Origin of the sequence: Cryobacterium sp. Hh7 (assembly GCF_004403155.1) — a bacterium.
Classification (GTDB): Bacteria; Actinomycetota; Actinomycetes; order Actinomycetales; family Microbacteriaceae; genus Cryobacterium; species Cryobacterium levicorallinum.
Window position 1 is genome coordinate 1 of record NZ_SOHG01000054.1, and the last position, 16,752, is coordinate 16,752.

22 protein-coding genes are annotated in these 16,752 nt (G+C 66.1%); 9 read left to right on the forward strand and 13 right to left on the reverse strand.

Translation table 11 applies throughout. The annotated features are described in order from the left end of the window. Nucleotides 1-913, forward strand: a 913-nt coding sequence (locus E3T43_RS14880; RefSeq protein WP_134473002.1) for an HNH endonuclease signature motif containing protein, incomplete at its 5' end; no start/stop codon positions are given. Nucleotides 914-967: 54 nt separating this feature from the next. On the opposite strand, the gene E3T43_RS14885 is transcribed toward E3T43_RS14880, so the two are convergent. Beyond that, nucleotides 968-1,303 (reverse strand): hypothetical protein, encoded by a 336-nt coding sequence (locus E3T43_RS14885; RefSeq protein WP_174844354.1) that lies wholly within the window; start codon nt 1,301-1,303, stop codon nt 968-970. Between the two features lie 29 nt (nt 1,304-1,332). On the opposite strand from E3T43_RS14885, the gene E3T43_RS14890 reads away from it, so the two are divergent. After that, a complete protein-coding gene (locus E3T43_RS14890; RefSeq protein ID WP_134473003.1) occupies nt 1,333-2,193 on the forward strand; it encodes a 3-methyladenine DNA glycosylase in 861 nt (286 codons plus the stop codon). A gap of 30 nt (nt 2,194-2,223) precedes the next feature. On the opposite strand, the gene E3T43_RS14895 is transcribed toward E3T43_RS14890, so the two are convergent. The 3 genes from E3T43_RS14895 to E3T43_RS14900 are packed head-to-tail and all read right to left on the reverse strand — an operon-like array spanning nt 2,224 to nt 3,798. After that, nucleotides 2,224-2,943, reverse strand: coding sequence for a hypothetical protein (locus tag E3T43_RS14895; protein ID WP_134473004.1), 720 nt, complete (start codon nt 2,941-2,943; stop codon nt 2,224-2,226). Next, nucleotides 2,940-3,197, reverse strand: a complete 258-nt coding sequence (locus E3T43_RS19325; RefSeq protein ID WP_241979022.1) for a hypothetical protein — start codon at nt 3,195-3,197, stop codon at nt 2,940-2,942. Before E3T43_RS19325 ends, E3T43_RS14895 begins: the two co-directional genes overlap by 4 nt. Next, nucleotides 3,136-3,798, reverse strand: a complete 663-nt coding sequence (locus tag E3T43_RS14900) for a zinc-binding dehydrogenase (protein ID WP_370449983.1) — start codon at nt 3,796-3,798, stop codon at nt 3,136-3,138. Before E3T43_RS14900 ends, E3T43_RS19325 begins: the two co-directional genes overlap by 62 nt. Here E3T43_RS14900 and E3T43_RS19795 point away from each other — a divergent pair. Then, nucleotides 3,697-4,065, forward strand: a complete 369-nt coding sequence (locus E3T43_RS19795; protein WP_134473005.1) for a FadR/GntR family transcriptional regulator — start codon at nt 3,697-3,699, stop codon at nt 4,063-4,065. The genes E3T43_RS14900 and E3T43_RS19795 overlap by 102 nt on opposite strands. 269 nt (nt 4,066-4,334) lie before the next feature. Then, complete coding sequence (locus tag E3T43_RS14910; protein WP_134473006.1) at nt 4,335-4,883, forward strand: hypothetical protein; 549 nt, start codon at nt 4,335-4,337, stop codon at nt 4,881-4,883. Nucleotides 4,884-4,938: 55 nt separating this feature from the next. Here the strand turns inward: E3T43_RS14910 and E3T43_RS14915 are convergent, their stop codons facing one another. Next, entirely contained in the window at nt 4,939-5,340 is a 402-nt protein-coding gene (locus E3T43_RS14915) for an ankyrin repeat domain-containing protein (protein WP_198414379.1), read from the reverse strand. A gap of 254 nt (nt 5,341-5,594) precedes the next feature. On the opposite strand from E3T43_RS14915, the gene E3T43_RS14920 reads away from it, so the two are divergent. Continuing rightward, on the forward strand, nt 5,595-6,371 hold the full coding sequence (locus E3T43_RS14920; protein ID WP_134444007.1) for an alpha/beta fold hydrolase: 777 nt from the start codon (nt 5,595-5,597) through the stop codon (nt 6,369-6,371). A gap of 3 nt (nt 6,372-6,374) precedes the next feature. Here the strand turns inward: E3T43_RS14920 and E3T43_RS14925 are convergent, their stop codons facing one another. Further along, nucleotides 6,375-6,806 carry a VOC family protein gene (locus tag E3T43_RS14925; protein ID WP_134473007.1) on the reverse strand — a complete coding sequence of 144 codons (432 nt, stop codon included), beginning with the start codon at nt 6,804-6,806 and terminating at the stop codon, nt 6,375-6,377. 225 nt (nt 6,807-7,031) lie between these two features. Between E3T43_RS14925 and E3T43_RS14930 the strand changes: the two genes are divergently transcribed. Next, the gene (locus tag E3T43_RS14930; protein ID WP_134444010.1) at nt 7,032-8,906 is read left to right on the forward strand and encodes a DEAD/DEAH box helicase; all 1,875 of its coding nucleotides are present in this window, start codon (nt 7,032-7,034) and stop codon (nt 8,904-8,906) included. A gap of 53 nt (nt 8,907-8,959) precedes the next feature. On the opposite strand, the gene E3T43_RS14935 is transcribed toward E3T43_RS14930, so the two are convergent. The 5 genes from E3T43_RS14935 to E3T43_RS14955 form a co-directional block, all read right to left on the reverse strand. After that, nucleotides 8,960-9,991 (reverse strand): NADPH:quinone reductase, encoded by a 1,032-nt coding sequence (locus tag E3T43_RS14935; RefSeq protein ID WP_134473008.1) that lies wholly within the window; start codon nt 9,989-9,991, stop codon nt 8,960-8,962. 35 nt (nt 9,992-10,026) lie between these two features. After that, the gene (locus tag E3T43_RS14940) at nt 10,027-10,407 is read right to left on the reverse strand and encodes a hypothetical protein (RefSeq protein WP_241979024.1); all 381 of its coding nucleotides are present in this window, start codon (nt 10,405-10,407) and stop codon (nt 10,027-10,029) included. A 120-nt stretch (nt 10,408-10,527) separates the two neighbouring features. Next, nucleotides 10,528-11,142 (reverse strand): DUF1992 domain-containing protein, encoded by a 615-nt coding sequence (locus E3T43_RS14945; protein WP_134473009.1) that lies wholly within the window; start codon nt 11,140-11,142, stop codon nt 10,528-10,530. Continuing rightward, the gene (locus E3T43_RS14950; RefSeq protein ID WP_134473010.1) at nt 11,139-11,618 is read right to left on the reverse strand and encodes a GNAT family N-acetyltransferase; all 480 of its coding nucleotides are present in this window, start codon (nt 11,616-11,618) and stop codon (nt 11,139-11,141) included. The genes E3T43_RS14945 and E3T43_RS14950 overlap by 4 nt, the downstream gene beginning before the upstream one ends. A 10-nt stretch (nt 11,619-11,628) precedes the next feature. After that, nucleotides 11,629-12,324 (reverse strand): SprT-like domain-containing protein, encoded by a 696-nt coding sequence (locus tag E3T43_RS14955; RefSeq protein ID WP_166791345.1) that lies wholly within the window; start codon nt 12,322-12,324, stop codon nt 11,629-11,631. A 379-nt stretch (nt 12,325-12,703) separates the two neighbouring features. Here E3T43_RS14955 and E3T43_RS14960 point away from each other — a divergent pair, with 379 nt between their 5' ends. Continuing rightward, on the forward strand, nt 12,704-13,342 hold the full coding sequence (locus E3T43_RS14960) for a hypothetical protein (RefSeq protein ID WP_134473011.1): 639 nt from the start codon (nt 12,704-12,706) through the stop codon (nt 13,340-13,342). A gap of 5 nt (nt 13,343-13,347) precedes the next feature. On the opposite strand, the gene E3T43_RS14965 is transcribed toward E3T43_RS14960, so the two are convergent. Further along, a complete protein-coding gene (locus E3T43_RS14965; RefSeq protein ID WP_134473012.1) occupies nt 13,348-13,908 on the reverse strand; it encodes a hypothetical protein in 561 nt (186 codons plus the stop codon). Between the two features lie 177 nt (nt 13,909-14,085). Between E3T43_RS14965 and E3T43_RS14970 the strand changes: the two genes are divergently transcribed. Further along, a complete protein-coding gene (locus tag E3T43_RS14970; protein ID WP_134473013.1) occupies nt 14,086-15,363 on the forward strand; it encodes a sensor histidine kinase in 1,278 nt (425 codons plus the stop codon). Further along, nucleotides 15,354-16,010 carry a response regulator transcription factor gene (locus tag E3T43_RS14975; RefSeq protein WP_134444014.1) on the forward strand — a complete coding sequence of 219 codons (657 nt, stop codon included), beginning with the start codon at nt 15,354-15,356 and terminating at the stop codon, nt 16,008-16,010. The genes E3T43_RS14970 and E3T43_RS14975 overlap by 10 nt, the downstream gene beginning before the upstream one ends. Nucleotides 16,011-16,050: 40 nt before the next feature. On the opposite strand, the gene E3T43_RS14980 is transcribed toward E3T43_RS14975, so the two are convergent. Then, nucleotides 16,051-16,704, reverse strand: a complete 654-nt coding sequence (locus E3T43_RS14980) for a YigZ family protein (protein WP_134473014.1) — start codon at nt 16,702-16,704, stop codon at nt 16,051-16,053. Nucleotides 16,705-16,752 lie beyond the last annotated feature (48 nt).

A 16,752-nucleotide genomic window follows, 5' to 3' on the forward strand; every position in this document is an offset into this window, starting at 1 on the left:
CCTGTCTTCGGCTGCCGCCAACCCCGTTCCCGGCGCTGCTCCGCGCGCCACAGTCGCGTTCCGCGCGAGCGAACCGTCCGCTGAAGGCGACACGGACAGCACCAGCATCGATGGCAGCGACGGCCTCGCAGCTGCCGCCGACACTGACGGTGGCGACCAGGCCGAGAACCACACACCGGCAGAGCACTGCGAAGCCGACAAGCAGACCGACCAGCAGACCGACAGCCAGCACGGCCAGAACGCAGGCCGCGACGAGCAGACGGGAGCAAGCGATGGCCAGGTGCTCAGTCCTTGCCCGCAGGAACCCGGCGACATCCGCTCGATCGGTGAGAAGCAGGCCGGGATCCTCCGCGCGGTGTTCGAAGCGGCCGCTCGACAGCCGGGAACCCCGACGATGGGCGGCGCGGCACCAACGGTGCTGGTGCACATCCACATCGACGACCTCCTCGCCGGGCGCGGCGCCGGCTGGATCGACGGCATCGACGGCCCCCTCAGCGTCAAACAAGTCGACGAACTCGTCTGCGCCGGCGGGTATCAGCCCGTGTTGTTCGGCCACCAGGGTCAGGTTGTGCACCTCGGCACCACCAACCGATTCTTCACCAACAGCCAACGCCGAGCATTAGCAGCCCGTGACGGTGGCTGCGTCATCCCCGGCTGCACCGTGCCACCGCACCTCACGCAGGCTCACCACGTTATTCCCTGGAGTAAGGGCGGTCTGACAAATATCGACAACGCCGTTCTCATCTGCACCGCCGGCCATGCCAGCATCGAAACATCCGGATGGAACATCGACATGCGACACGGACGCCCCTGGGTCCGCGGCCCCCTCATCTTCGACCCCACCCAAACCTGGCGCCCCGCCGGCCAAAACCGCGCCGCCACCCCAGCCGAGAAACCCCACTGGGAAAAGTAAGCGCCACCGCGCTGGGCGCAACGCCCCGGTCGCGGTGTCCACTTTCTGCAAAGGTCAGTGGCGGAGCGAGATACCGTGCCCGATGCGACGAAACAGCAAGGCCGCGATGATCGCACCGCCCAAGAAGAACCCTGCACCCCACCAGTAAGCCACGGCATAGCCGTCAACAGCAGCCTGGGCGGCAAACGCGGCCGTTGCGGGCAGGTGATCGGCGACGTAGTGGGTGGCCGCAGGGGCGGCGAGGGTATTGAGCAACGCCGTTCCGAGGGAACCGCCGATCTGCTGGCTGGTGTTGACCATCGCCGAGGCGACCCCGGCGATGACGACGTTGATGTAGAGGTTCCAGCGCCAGGCATCCTGCTGACTGCCATCGCCCTTGGCAGCCAGCATCTTCAGGGTTGACGGCGTAGTGTCGACGGGTGCGACGTACTGACCAGACCCAGGAGCTCGAGACCGACGAGTGGCGGGGCCTCGCGCAGGTTCACGAGGAACGCGCCGACGCCTTCACTCGCGGCCGCCGAGAGCGCGCGGCAACCGGCCAGACACATCCGGTCGACGATTTTCTGTTCACCTACTATCCATTTCGTCCGGGCCTGCTGCGCCGCTGGCATCCCGGCGCCGGCGTGCTGCTCCAGGGCGCGGCCGATCTGCCCCGCGCAACGTGGAAGTGGTACCGCAGCACGGGCAGCGCCAGCCAAGTGGATGCCGCCGCCTTCTCCGCGAAAAATGAGCGCGTCATCCGCTTCATCGGAACACTCCTCACCGCGACCCGGCAGCGGCCAGCCCACTTCGGCTGTTTCGGACTGCACGAGTGGGCGATGGTCTACCGTCAGGGTGAGCACCGGCACGTCGCGCCGCTGCGCCTCGGCCAGAGCGACACCGACGCCGTCGTCGACGGCAACCGCGTGGCCTGCAGCCACTTCGATGCGTTTCGGTTCTTCACCCCGGCGGCCCTGCCGCTCAATCAGCTGCAACCGTCGCGGGAGAATCAGCCGACGTTGGAGCAGCCGGGCTGCCTGCACGCCGGCATGGACATCTACAAGTGGGTGATCAAGCTCGGCCCGCTGGTTCCCGGGGAGGTCCTGCTGGACGCCTTCGAGCTTGCGCGCGACATCCGCCAGCTCGACATGGAGGCCTCCCCCTACGACCTGAGCGCCTGGGGCTATGAGCCGGTAGCGGTCGAAACTGCCGCGGGCAAGGCCGAGTACGTGCGCCGGCAGCGCGGCTTCACCGAGCGCAGCAACCTGCTGCGCGACCGCGTGGTCGACCTACTCGGCTGACGCCGCCGCTGCTCCTCGGATGAGATCGGACTATCGCGCCTGATCGGGCATCGGCGGACGACACCGCAGCAGCGTCAGCTCACCGGTTATGGTGAGTTCACCGATGTTGTGTGGCGTGAGGATCGTGAGCCCCTGGGCGAGAACGACGTGGGAGCCGTTCGCCGCGGTGAGCTGCCCGCTCCCGGAGAGAATCACGAGAATGCTGAAGCCTTCCTCGAGCACGGTCTCCCCCGCTACCGACCTGTGTTCCGCACGAAAGTAGGATCCGGCCTGCGGCACCAGGGTGTGCCCGCCGGTGCCAGCGTGCACGAGGAGCGTTTCGAGCTCCGCCAATGACCACCCCTGACGGTCGGTCGCCTCCAAAGCTTTCGCGACACCAATCCCGAGGTGACCGTGCCGCGGTCCATCGATCGCAAAGCCTTTCCATTCCAGCAGCACGGACATGTCTTCGGGCTCCTGCACCTCAACGATAAAGACACCGGCACCGAACTGTGCATGGTGGTCACGGCCCAACCAACCGACCGGGTCGCCGAGAACAGCGTCGCGGAGTCGTTCCCCGGTCGGAAGCTCTGTCAGCCCAATGTCCTTCTCACCGAAAATCGTCGTGGTCGATGCAACCCAATCTTCGGGAACATGATCAATGCTTCCCTCCTCGTGCCGGAAGGCGCGAATTTTGGGCCCACCGGCGTAGAACCGGTTCGCTGGCTGGTTGCTCGGCAGGAGCACCGGTCGCTCAGGTGCCGCCGTCATCGCGCGGTCGGGTTGGGGGTCACGATGGATTTCAGAACACCCGGTTGTGTCGTCGAACGGAGGGCAGCTTCAACCTGGTCGAGGTCGAAATGGCCGGTGACGAGGGAATCCAGATCAACGAGGCCCCGACTCACCAAGTCGATGGCCGTCGGCCAGGTGTTGGCGTACCGAAAGATGCCCGTGACGATGAGTTCACGGTTCTGGATGACGGAAATCGGCAGGGCAATCTCCCCCGCGCCCATTCCCACGAGCACGACGACTCCCCCCGGCGCGAACGGCTCGCAGGCCCGATTGCACGGCGCTCGCTGCACCCGAGGCATCCACAAATACGTCCACCGCGAGTCCCAGCGTCGCGATGTCTTCAACGAGCGGGTCGCTTGCCCGGGTCGCACCAAAGAGCAGCGCTTGCGCTCGGCGTGCGGGGCTCACATCCGAGATGATGATCTCGCTGGCCCCATAGGCACGAGCGACCTGCGCGGTGATGATGCCGATCGGACCGGCACCGGTGATGAGAACACTGGTACCGATGGTCATGCCGCCCTTTTGGGCGGTGGCGATCGCTACCGACAGGGGCTCAAGAATGGACACACGTTCACCCACCCGTTCCGGGTCGATGGCTCGCTCGACGGCAACGATTCGACCGCCCGATTCGTGTCCGAGGACGAGGGGCTCATCAACGATCCAGTCGCCAAGACGACCATCATGCCAGAAATGAACGTCGGATCCGCAGACGCCGATCGCGCCACCGAACGGATGCCCCCCGCTGCGATCGCGCGTCTGCACGGCCATCTGGAGAAAATGCGACTGTCCGCAGCCGACCTCTCGGCGTTCGTCGAAGCTGATCTCCAGTTTCATCTGGAACTGGCGCAGAGCACCGACAACACGGTACTTCTGGATCTGCTGCAGAGCATCCGCTCGCTCCTGCGTGTCTGGTCGGACCGGTCTGTTCAAGACGACGAGCACGCAAGATTGGCCATTGTGGAACACATCGCCGTCTATGAGGCTATCGCCGCGGGTGATTCCGAAGCGGCCGCCACCGCAATGGTGACGCATATGCGTACCGCAGGTGCTCGCCTGGCTGGACCGACCGAACCTCCTGCCACTGGGCCACTTGGGAGTTGAGCCACCGCAGGTGCTGCCATCCTGCCTGCTGCCGCTTCCGGCACTGCCTCTCTTTCAGAGTGCGGCTGCCAGCGTCTTCTCAGGTTTTGCCGCGACGGCGAGTGGATGCCGCTCGTCGCGGCGATCTGCGCTCGCAACATGAGCGTGCCGTACGGTTCACGGCCCCCGTTGTGGGGGAGTCGACCAAACCCGGATCGCCGGGGCTCCGGACCATCTGTGCGGCCCGAAAACAACTCGAGGCTGGAACAGAACAACGATTAGGAGCTCTCATGAATACGATCACGAAGCACACGAACGTTCGCAAGATCACGGCGCTGGGAATCACCGGCGCTGCGGCATCCGCTCTCATCATCGGTGGTTTCGTCGCTCCCGCGCAGGCCTTCACCGGCGACAGCACGAGCACCACGACGAGCACCAGCACCGACAACTCCTCCGAACAGAACCGCCTGGACATCATCGGTGACCTGTTCAACTTCTCCGGCAACGAGGCGACCGGCAACGGTGTGCTCGGCAACGACGCCTCCGTCGGCGGCGTCGGCAACGGTGGCACCTTGAACGGTGGCGTCGTCAACGGCCCCCTCATTGACGACTCGCTCACGAACGACATCGGCGATGTCGCCTCGGGCAACGAGGTCGGCAATGACGCATCCGTCGGGAACGGCACCGACGTGGTCGCACCGATCGAGGCTCCGGTCGACGCCGGTAACGGCACCGACATCGATGGCGTTGATGGCGGCGACATCGACAGCGGTGACATCGACGGCTCGGTCGACTCGATCGTCAACGACGTTCTCGGCGATCTCGGACTCGGCCGCTAACCAAACCGCTTAGCAGCCAGGGCGTCTCCCCTTCGGGAGGCGCCCTTCCTGGCTTTCAGTCGCGCGGGTACGACTCGATGACCTCGCGCATGCGCGGCAGCCCGAACTGGTCGGCGATGGCGACGCCACTGTGTGTGCCGAGGCGAGGGTCGGCATCCGCTTCGAGGAGCAACTTCAGAATCGCCTCATTGTTGCGAAAGACCGCACACGAGATGGCGGTTTGACCCATCGCATTAATTGCGGATGCGTCCGCCCCGCGGCGCAGCAGGTCCGCGACGGTCTCGGGGTGCTGCTGATAGGCCGCGACGATCAACAGCGTGTCTCCGCGCGGGTTGACCATATTGATGGGTACCCCGGCGTCGAGCATTTCACCCAGCGGACCGGTCAAGCCGTCGCGGGCGAGGTCGAAAACGCCCGCGATGACCTGCGGGCTGGGCCCGGATGTGTTCTCGTTCACTGAGTGCTCCCGCTCGCTAAAATGTGTTTCCAGCGTAACCGGCGGCTGCCCTCGAGCGTGAAAAAGTCACGATTCAGCCACCAACACCGGCCACGCTGACGGCGTGGGGCGTCGTCATCGTGCAATCCCCCCTGCTCCCGGTCAGCTGACCATCCCCGCGAGCAGGCCGAATAGTCTCCGCGCAGGGCTGAGGGTAGGGCAGCGCGGGCGACCCTGGGAAACCGGCGCCGCGGCATCCGTGGTGAAATGGGGGAATGTCGCACCGAACCGCCCCCGAGCACCTTTTCGTTCTGTCGCCGGACGGCGTGCAGCTCGCCACCTACGAGCTCGGCGACCCGGAGCACCCGACCGTGTTCGTCGTGCACGGCTTCGCCTCGAGTGCGATCGCCAACTGGCACGCCACGGGATGGACCCGTGACCTGACCCGGGCTGGCTTTCACGTGATCGGCATCGACCAGCGCGGCCACGGCGCCAGCGACAAGCCGCACTCCCCCGACGCGTACACGATGGAGCTGCTCGTCGCCGACGTCGAAGCCGTACTCGACGCGTACCTGCTCACCGAGGTGCGCTACGTCGGCTACTCACTCGGTGCACGGGTCGGCTGGCAGGCCGCCCGCGATCTCGGCGGCCGCATCACGCACGCCGTTCTTGGCGGAATCCCCGACGGTGACCCGCTCAAACGCTTTCAAATAGCGGATGCCCGCGCCCACCTCGAACACGGAGCCGACGTCACCGACCGGCTCACCGGCGCCTACCTCACGATGGCGAAGGCGTTGCCGGGCAACGATCTCGCGGCCCTCGTCGCCCTGGTCGAGGGTATGCGCGGCGGCCCGCAGCCCGGCGCTGCGAACGCCCCAGAGCAGCCCCTGCTGTTCGCGACCGGAAGCGAAGACAGCATTCTGGATGCATCGCGCGCGCTGGCCGAGGTGACGCCGAACGGTGGCTTCTTTGAGATTCCGGGCCGCAATCACTTCAACGCGCCAACGTCACGCGCCTTTCGCGAGGCGGCAATCGCGTTCCTGAAGGCTTAGGCCCTAGCCGAACGAGACGGTTCCATCGTCGTCGACGTGCCAGCTGGGGTTGTGCGCGATCTCCCAGATGACGCCGTTCGGGTCGGCGACGTGGCCGTGGAAGATGCCGCCGAACGCGCCGTCCTGAGCGGGCTTGAGTACGGTACCGCCGGCGACCGCCATCGCCGCAACCGTTGTGGTGACTTCGTCCCGGCTGTCGAGGTTGTGCGAGAGGGTGACGCCGGTCGCGCCGGTGGTCGTGTGTTCGCGTTGCAGGTCTGCGTCGAATTTCTCGGCATCGAAGAGCCCAAGCATCAGGCCGGGTCCGACCTGGAAGAACACGATCTCACCGGGAACGTCCACGAGCGGCGTCCAGCCGAGGCCGTCGCGATAAAACGTGCGTACGGCCTCGAGGCCGCTCGTGGCCAGGGTAATGAAGTTCACGCGTTGTTCCATGGGTCCAGTCTCACAGAGGCGCCCGTGCTGTGAACTAGCCCCGGGGTGACCGCCGTCCACCGTTTCCAGACCGGTCCGATACCGAGCCTATTGGCCGCGGTCCGGATGGCCCAGACGAGCAGACGTCGGCGGAAGAAAGCGGATGCTGCGGCCCCGGGCATCCGCTTTAAGGGTCGTCGACGAGCCTTTACACCGGGGGCCCTGTCTTCGACTACCGTTGGTACTATGACCGCACCAGACACCACAGCGCAGAACGAGGCAGAAACTGCCACTGCAACCAAGACATTTGCCGATCTCGGACTCAATGACGCCATGCTCAAGGCGCTCAAAGCCGTCGGCTACGAAACCCCTTCGGCCATTCAGGCCGCCACTATTCCCCCGCTGCTGGAGGGCCGCGACGTTGTCGGACTCGCCCAGACCGGCACCGGCAAGACGGCCGCGTTCGCGCTGCCGATTCTGAACCGGCTCGACCTGTCCCAGAAGAACCCGCAGGCCCTCGTGCTTGCGCCCACGCGTGAGCTCGCGCTGCAGGTCTGTGAGGCGTTCGAGAAGTACGCCGCCCACATGCGCGGCGTGCACGTGCTGCCGGTCTACGGCGGACAGGGCTACGGCCAGCAGCTGTCGGCCCTGCGCCGTGGGGTGCACATCGTCGTCGGTACTCCCGGTCGCATCATGGACCACCTCGCCAAGGGCACCCTCGACCTCTCGGAGCTGAAGTTTTTGGTGCTCGATGAGGCCGACGAGATGCTGAACATGGGCTTCGTCGAGGACATCGAGACGATTCTCGCCGATACCCCGGACGACAAGCAGGTCGCACTGTTCTCGGCCACGATGCCGGCTCAGATTCGCCGCATCTCCAAGAAGTACCTGCACGATCCCGAAGAGATCACGGTCAAGAGCAAGACCACGACCAGCGCGAACACCACCCAGCGCTACCTGATGGTGTCGTACCCGCAGAAGCTCGATGCGCTCACCCGCATTCTCGAGGTCGAGAACTTCGAGGGCATGATCATCTTCGCCCGCACCAAGAACGAGACCGAGTTGCTGGCCGAGAAGCTGCGTGCGCGCGGTTATTCCGCCATGGCGATCAACGGTGACGTGCAGCAGGTGCAGCGCGAACGCACCATCAACCAGCTCAAGAGCGGCAAGCTCGACATTCTCGTCGCAACGGATGTCGCCGCTCGCGGCCTCGACGTCGAGCGCATCAGCCACGTGGTCAACTACGACATTCCGATCGACACCGAGTCGTATGTGCACCGCATCGGCCGTACCGGCCGTGCGGGCCGCTCGGGCGCAGCGATCAGCTTCGTCACGCCGCGCGAACGTCGCCTGCTCTCCGCGATCGAGAAGGCCACCCGCCAGCCGCTGACCCAGATGCAGCTGCCGAGCGTTGAGGACGTCAACGTGACGCGCCTGACGCGCTTCGATGACGCCATCACCGCGGCGCTCGACGAGACCGACCGGATCAGCAAGTTCCGCGACATCATCGCGCACTACGTGTCGCACCACGACGTGCCCGAGGTCGATGTGGCTGCGGCCCTCGCCGTGGTCGGACAGGGTGAGACGCCCCTGCTGCTCTCAGCCGAGGATGTTCGCGCCCAGCAGCGCCTCGAACGCGATGAGCGGGTCGAACGTTCCGAGCAGCGCGGCGATCGTCCGGAGCGCGGCGGCCGGTCGGACCGACCCGACCGCTCAGACCGTTTTGGTCGCGACGACCGTGGCAGCCGGGACGATCGGGGCAGCTACGGCGCCCGCGACGATCGTCCGGTGCGCAGCGAACGCCCGATTCGCTCCAGCGGCAAGCCGATGGCCCAGTACCGCATCGAGGTCGGCAAGCGTCACAAGGTGGAGCCGCGTCAGATCGTCGGCGCCCTCGCCAACGAGGGTGGCCTGAGCCGCGACGACTTCGGCCACATTAAGATTCTGCCGGAGTTCTCCCTGGTCGAACTTCCCGCTGACCTCGCGGGCGACGTGTTCTCCAAGCTGGAGAACACCCGCATCAGCGGCAAGCTGATCGAGCTGCGTGCCGACAAGGGCGGAGCCTCACGCTCCGCCGAGCAGGCCGACCGCCCGCCGCGCGCTCCGCGCCGCGAGTACTAGAGTCTGAATTCGAAAGCCCCCTCACCGTTCGCGGCGAGGGGGCTTTCGCGCTGTCAGGCCCGCGATACGTCGATGAGCACCTTTCCGGTGACCCCGCTTTCGACGAGGGCGTGGGCATCCGCGGTGTGGGCCAGTTCGAAGCGGTGCAGCGGCAGTCCCGCATCCGATCCGACGGGCAAAGCGCCGTCAACAAGGGCTTCATTGATGGCGGCAGCGGCCTGCTGCACGACCTCGATGCCCACTGTGTAGAGCAGTACGAACTGGTAGCGCACGTTGAGACTGAAGTGTTTACGCACGTCGAGGGTCATCTGGTCGCCGCCGTTGTTGGCGTAGACGGCGATCGATCCGCGGTTACGGATGACCGCCAGGTCGAGTTCGGAGTTCTGGGCCGGGGCTACCTCGACGATGAGGTCGACGCCGTCGGGTGCGATGGCTCGGATTTCAGCGGCGACATCGGGGGCGGTGTAGGTAAGCACATGGTGTGCGCCGGCTGCCGCCGCGAGCGCTGCCTTGGGCGGCCCGCTCACCGTCGTGATCACGGTCGCTCCTGCCCAGCGGGCGAGCTGGATGGCGGCATGGCCCACGGCGCCTGCACCACCCGCGACGAGCACGATCCTGCCGTCGAGCGCGCCGGGATGCAGCCGCCGCGGTCCATCCTCGGCGACAGTAAGCGCCCGGTAAGCGGTGATCGCTGGCACACCAAGGCACGCGCCCTGGTCAAAACTCGCCGAGGAGGGCAGCAGAAAGACGCGTTCTGCCGGGAGTACGGCGTATTCCTGGGCGGTTCCGCCGGCGGCCCGCTGGTAGGCGGCGAGGGCGAGCCAGACGCGATCGCCGACGGCCACATTCGAGACACCGGAGCCGACCGCGTCGACGAGCCCGGAACCGTCCTGGTTCGGGACCACGTCAGGGAACGCGAGGGATTCCCCCGGGCGCGCGCCACGGCGCGACTTCCAGTCGGTCGGATTCACCCCGCCCACCGCGATTCGCACGCGCACTTCGCCGGCTCCGGGCTCACTCACCGGCCGATCAACCAAGTGGAGCACGGACGGGTCACCGGTTTCGCTATACACAATCGTCTTCATGTGAAACCCAACGCTTGAGGCGCAGGAATGTTTCCCTAAAGCGCGGTTCGTTCGATTGTGGCTTCCAGGTTGGTGCGAATAGTGCTCATGGTCTCACTGAACGCCTGGTCGATATCAATGTCGAGCTTGCTGGCCAGCACGAAGGTCCACCAGAGCGATTCCGCCAGCTTGTGTTTCAGTTCGGCGGTCGCGTCGCCGTCGATCGGCCAGGTTCCGTCGTGGGCGAGCAGCAGGCGGCCGATGTAGCCGACATCGTTGGTGTATCCGATCGCCATTTCGTTCAGCGACCAGGTCTTGCCGTTGAATTGCTGTTCGAGAATTTCGTACAGGGCGCGCACGCTCAGGGCCTCGGTGCTCGCGGCGGTCAGGCCGGTGTCGGGGGTGTTCGTCGGGCTGTGCGTCGGGCTGTTCGTCATCGTGCGGCTTTCTGGTGGGCTGTCCAACGTTACGCGACGCTGCTGCGCGAGTACCGACATCCGTCAGCATCGGCCAACCAGGAAGCGCCCTCTAGCTGCCAACGACCGACGTGCTGCAAGTCAGCGCGAACGGGCGCGGCGGCGCTCGCGCCAGGTCATGGCGGCGAGCGCCGCTGCCTCCTGCTCGCGCTGCTGCCGGGCTGCCTCGCTGCGGACGGCGCGGCGCTCCCGCCAGAGCGACAGCTGTTCGGCCACATCGCGGGTGGGCGTGACCACCGGCGGCCCGCCCTGCAACTGCCGCCGTGCGGCCACGACGCGACTGTTGAAATCGTTGAGAATCTCGGTCACCGCAGCCTCGGACTGTGCGCCATCCAGCCGGGCGTCGAGCTCGGTGTTCTCGGCGCGCAGGGTGAGGGCGGGCGGCCCGAGCCCGGTGATCTTCTCGCTCTCGATCTTCTGGCGGATCCACCAGTCCGGGTCGTAGCCGCGGTCGAGGTTGGTGAGCGGCTTGCCGGCCCCGGGCAGGTTGTCGAACTCTCCGCGGCGAATGGCCTGTTGAATGGCCATTTCAACGTACTGGGCGCGGGCTTCCATCATGGATTGCCCTGTCGTGTTCTGCTCGGGCTGGTTCTCCGACGACGCAGGCCTGTCTGCCGGCTCGGGCGGCAGCATCCGCTCAATTTGGTATCTGGCCACATTCAACCGTGCGTCGCTGCGGTCTTTCTTCCCCGTCATGAGGTCGCCGGGGCGGCCAGCGAACGGCGCATGCTGAAGTTGGTCAGGCGCACGCCGGCGAGCACGGGGTATCGCTGCTCCAGAACGACAAAGCCAAACCGTTCGAAGATGGGCCTCGCGATGAGACTGGCGTTGGTCGACAGCTCGGCGAGACCCAGCTCACCGGCCCGTTCGAGTGCGCTGGCCAGCAGCGCCGAAGCGACGCCACGCCGACCGAAATCGGGATGAACGAAGAGCATGTCAATGTAACCCTGGTCGTCGAGATCAGTGAATCCAATGACGTGGTCGTCGCTGGTCGCAACCACCGTCGAGGTCCGTGCTCGTTTGGCGGTCCAGGCGAAGATATCCATGTCGTGCGGAGCCCACGCGGCGATTTGTTCGGGCGTGTATTCGCTGCTGGCGGTGACTCGAATGGCACGCAGGAACACGTCGCGGGTCGCCTCTCCGTCGAGCACCGTGAACGGGCGAATGAACATGGCACCGAGACTACCAAAAGGGTGCAGCCTGCTGCTCAGACCATCCTGAGGTAGCCCTGCGCGAGCTGGCGCTCGGTCCCCGCGGAGGTTTTCGCTTGGTGCCCCCAAGCAGATTCCGCCCCATTCGCTCGCAGTCTCCGCAGTTGCGGCGGGCGAATCGAGACGGGCGGCTCAGAGCCAGCGCGGGGCGGGGCGAACCTTGGGTCTGCCAGCGCTCGCGGCCGGGAACGCGTGGCGCTGCCGTTTGCTGCATTCGAGCCACCGAAATGATCAGACCGCTGGTGCGCTCATCTTCGGAAATAACGAGGTCCCCCACCGCGGGCGGCCCGCTGGTCACGTCCGCCCGGATCGGCGCCAGGGCTCGTGCGACGGCCAGCTGGGCGGCCTCCTTCGCGTCGTGCGCGGGATTGCGCGCCGTGCGCTCCCCCGAGTGCCCGAGTGAAAGAGCCATGCGTTTCCAAACGGCGTTGTGTCCCTGAATCGGCCCGACCAGCGCGTGGGCGATCTCGTGCAGCAGGGCCTGGGTGACCTCATCTTTCTCGGCAGAGCGAGCGAAGGTTTCGCCCAGCCGGATTGTGCGAGTGAGGTGGTTACAGAGCGCGAGGCGCTGGGTGGCCCGGTCGAACGTGAACGTCCAGCCCATGTCCCGAAGGCCGTGGGTCGCCATCAGGGCGAGTGCGGTCTCCCGCGCAGTGGTCAGATTCATGCGACATCCGCTACGTGGGGTACGGCATCATCGGGCAACGGCATCCGTCCTTTCTCTCAGCGGAACTTGTCCTCTTTAACCCCGATCGTGGAGGATTTGTGGTGCGTCGCGCCGAGGTGCCAACAAACGCCCCTTGGCCCATTCCCGTTCCACGTGAGGTGCCAACAAACGCCCCTTCAGAGCTCGCCAAGGGGCTTTTCTTGGCCCCTCACATGTGCAGTGCGGCTGCCATGGGGCCATTGTTGGCACCTCTCGGGCGAGGTGCCAACAAACGCTCCATGGCATTGCCGAGCTGACAAATCCTGCCGAGGAATCAAGCGCACCGACGCGGCCCTGACCTGGCGGAGCCGCAAAGCGAGCCGACTGATACGTTGCAAGCATGAGTGAAACGACCGCGCCGAACTCTGCGACGCTCCCCCACGGTTGGCTGCGACTCGACCGGGCAGGCTGGTGGGGCACCTTCGCTACCACCCCATGGACCGGCGTTCTCGCGGTCATCGCGCCGCTTCAGCTCGGGAACGCGATCACTCAAATCCTCGACATTTCGCCCTGGTGGGGATTTCTGATTGCCGTCGGGGCGTTCCTGCCCGTGTTCTTCGTGCTGTATCTCGTGCAGCGACTGCGCTACCCGCAGCCCTGGGTGAACTTCGACACCGACGAGCTGCGTTCGGGTCGCCGCGTCGTGCCGCTGGCCGACATCACTTGGGCCCGCCTCGATCTGTTCGACCTCAAGCGCTCGCACACCCGCATGCTCACACTCCGGTTCGGCGCCGCCGGCGGCCCGCGGGCATCCGTTCGTCTGCGCGGTCGCAAGGGGCAGACCCCCTCCGCCGCGGTCACCGCGGTCGTCGCCGATATTGTGCGGCGATCGTCGATAGTCGTGCCGCAGTCGCCCAATGACCCCACCGGGCGCTTCGCCCGCTACAACTTTCCCGGGTCGCTCAACCGGGAGGACGCCCTCGAGGTCGTGCTGAACCCGCCAACAATGGACGATCCGGCGCCGGTGCAACTCATGTGACTGCGCTATCGCACTGGTGTGCAGGCGGTTGCGGAACGCTGAGTGATAGGGCGGGGCCAGATCGTATAGGACACAGCCCAGAACAACTCAACGCCGCAGATCAGCAGCAGGATTCGATACCAGCCTTGCAACTCTGATGTCTGCGTGGCGTTGCCGACCAACCAAACCAAGCCCACCAGTACGAGGGCAGAAATCGCCGCAGCGAGAAGGGTGCGTGCCATGTCCTTCCAACACGCCAGGGTGTAATCCGCCCCTGAAAGCCGAATAGGCGCCGGACCATCGGCAAACCGATGGGCAAAGTGGATGTCAGCCCAGCGGATCATCTGATGGCCGTACGCGACCGAGAAGCCGACATAGACTGCGGCCAGTCCATGAGCCCACTCCGCCTCGGCCCCCGACCGAAGATGCACGGCGGTCGTGATCAGGAGCACGAGGTCGATGACGGGAGCCATCGAGGGCAGGGCGAGACCGAAGCGGGGCGATTTGAGAATGTAGTGGGCGAACAATCCAAGCACGATGACAGCCCAGAACCCAATTTCACAGACGACCATAATTCCCGGGATCATGACCTACTCCGTTCCAAGGCTTCGCTAGTTTGTACTGCGTTGATCATTCCTCCATGGTTGCGGCGGCCCCGCCCGGGCGGATCGGCCCCGGGGTCTTCGTCGTCTCCACTTTTAGTTGCAGGCGAAGCAGACCACGGGTGGAGGCCGGGCTGGAAGCACGACCGTACGCTGGGGAGAATGATCCCCCGGCCCCCTCCCACCGAAACCAACGCAATCGACTCCGCACAGGCTCCGCGACTGCGGCCCTGGTCGCGCATCTGGCGGTACCTCGCGACCGCCCTGGCTTCCTTTGTCATCCTGGTTCTGGTGTTCGCCGACTATTCGGGGGCATTCTCCGACGCCCAGGTGTCGGAAGATCTGCTCGGCGGTCTGATCCTTCTGGACTTCGTCCTCGGCGCGGTCGCGCTGTGCCTGCTCCCGCTGCGTCGCCGGCACCCGGTATTGATCGCCGCCGTGACCGCTGCGCTGTCGGCCGTGTCGGCGTCCTCGTTCGCGGCAGCCATCTGGGCTGCCATTTCGATGAGCACCCGGCGCCGCTGGAAAGGCGTCATTGTCGTCGGCGTAATCTGGGGCCTGGCCACCGTCTTCTACGAGATGATCGTGCGGGCCAGCCTGGCCGATCTCACTCTCTATCCGGCGCCGTGGGCATCCGGTGGTCTGGCGATCGCCATCTACGCCATTTGCGTGGCCACCGGGTTCTACATCGGAGCGCGCCGCGACCTGCTGGCCACCCTCCGCGAGCGTGCCCTAAACGCCGAACGAGAGCAGACACTTCGCGCCGCGTCAGCCCGCGACGCCGAGCGCACCCGCATCGCACGCGAAATGCACGACGTACTCGCGCACCGCATCTCCCTCGTCGCCCTGCACGCTGGCGCATTGACGTATCGAACGGACCTCACGCGGGAGGAGACGGCGCAGGCAGCCGGCATCATCCAGGACAACGCCCACCTCGCCCTGACCGAGCTGCGGCAGGTGCTCGGCGTGTTGCGCGGCGGGCAAGCCACTACTGGGGCGGGGCGCCCCGAACCGGCCCAGCCGACGCTGGCTGACCTTCCTGCACTGCTGGCCGAGGCGCGCGCGGCTGGCACAACGGTGACACTCGATGAAACGGATGCCCCCGGTTCGGCCGGGTCAGACCAGGTAACGCCGGGGCCGTCTCAAACCGTGTCCCGCACCGCCTATCGCTTCGTGCAGGAGGCACTCACCAACTCGCGCAAACACGCGCCGGGTCAGCCGGTCGCCCTACGGCTCGAGCGCATCGAAGACCTGCTGCACCTCGAAGTGCGCAATGAGGTCGCCACCCCCAGCATTCGGTCACGCTGGACCGACGCAACCGGGAGCGGCGTCGGCCTGATCGGTTTGCAGGAACGCGCCGAACTCGCTGGCGGCCGGATAAGGCACGGCATCGAACCGGATGGCTCGTTTCTTCTGCAAGCATGGTTGCCATGGACCTGACCGTGCGTGTTGTGCTCGCCGACGACGACGCCTTGGTGCGAACCGGCCTGCGCCTGATCCTCGGCGGAGACCCGGCGATCGAGATCGTCGGGGAGGCCGGCGACGGGCTCGCGGCGCTGGAACTCATCGGCCGCGCGGCGCCCGACGTGGTGCTCATGGATATCCGTATGCCGCGAATGGATGGTCTTGCGGCCACCCGCGCCCTGCAGGAGCGCGGCGATCCGGCCAGGGTGATCGTGCTGACGACCTTCGACACGGACGATATGGTGCTCACCGCGCTACGGCACGGTGCAGCGGGTTTTCTTCTGAAGGACACGCCACCGGCCGAGCTCGTCGCCGCCATACGCCGGGTAGCAAACGGGGACCCGATGCTTTCCCCGAGCGTCACTGCACAGCTCATCGCGAGGGTGATTCGTGCGCCGGACGACCGGCAGCAGCGCGCCCAAGCCTTGCTCGGTCGACTCACCGAACGCGAAACCGAGGTGGCGATCGCGATCGGGCGTGGGCTGTCCAATGCCGAGATCGCCGCCGAGCTGTTCATGGGCGTCGCGACGGTTAAGACCCACGTCGGTCATCTGTTCACAAAATTGGACGCGGCCAACCGGGTGCACATCGCCAGGTGCATCCACGACGCCGGTCTCGCCTGACGCCAGCCGTCCCGGCCGCAAGTCGGATCGAATGGCATGGTCATGCCGGGACGTCGACCCATTCGTGGCCGACCGACTCGAGTTCGGCGCTTCCGGCCATCACCCCCGCCACGACCGCGGCGAGCCGTTCGGGGTCATCATCGGCCAGCCGGAGCACCGCTTCGCGACCGTAGTCTGTGCCGAGCACGAGCACGCCCCGCTGGCGCAGTTCGGCCTCGATACGACCGGCATCCGCGTGGGACAGCGCGAGCGTGAACAGTTCACGGCGATCACGCCCCACGACGAGCCCCCGGGAGTGCGCCGAGTCGATCGTGGTCAGCACGGCCTCGGAGTAGGCGCGCACGAGACCGCCGGCACCGAGCAGGGTGCCGCCGAAATAGCGCGTGACAACGGCCACACAGTCGACGAAGCCACGCCCCGCCAGTGCCTCCAGCATGGGCCGGCCCGCCGTTCCCGACGGCTCACCGTCATCATTCGAGCGGCGTACCTGGTCGGGAGCACCGCCCGGCCCGAGGACGAACGCCGAGCAGTGATGTCGCGCCTTCCAGTGCTCCGAGCGGGCTTCTTCGACGGCAGCATGCGCGGCATCCTCGGTTTCGGTGCGCACCAGACGGCACAGGAACCGGGACCGTTTGACCTCGATCTCGCTGTCAATGCGGCTGCCGACGCCGCCGCGCAGGGTGAGATCGGACATGAGTCCAGTCTCCCTCATGACCGGTAGGGTTCCGAGCGTCACCTCGTC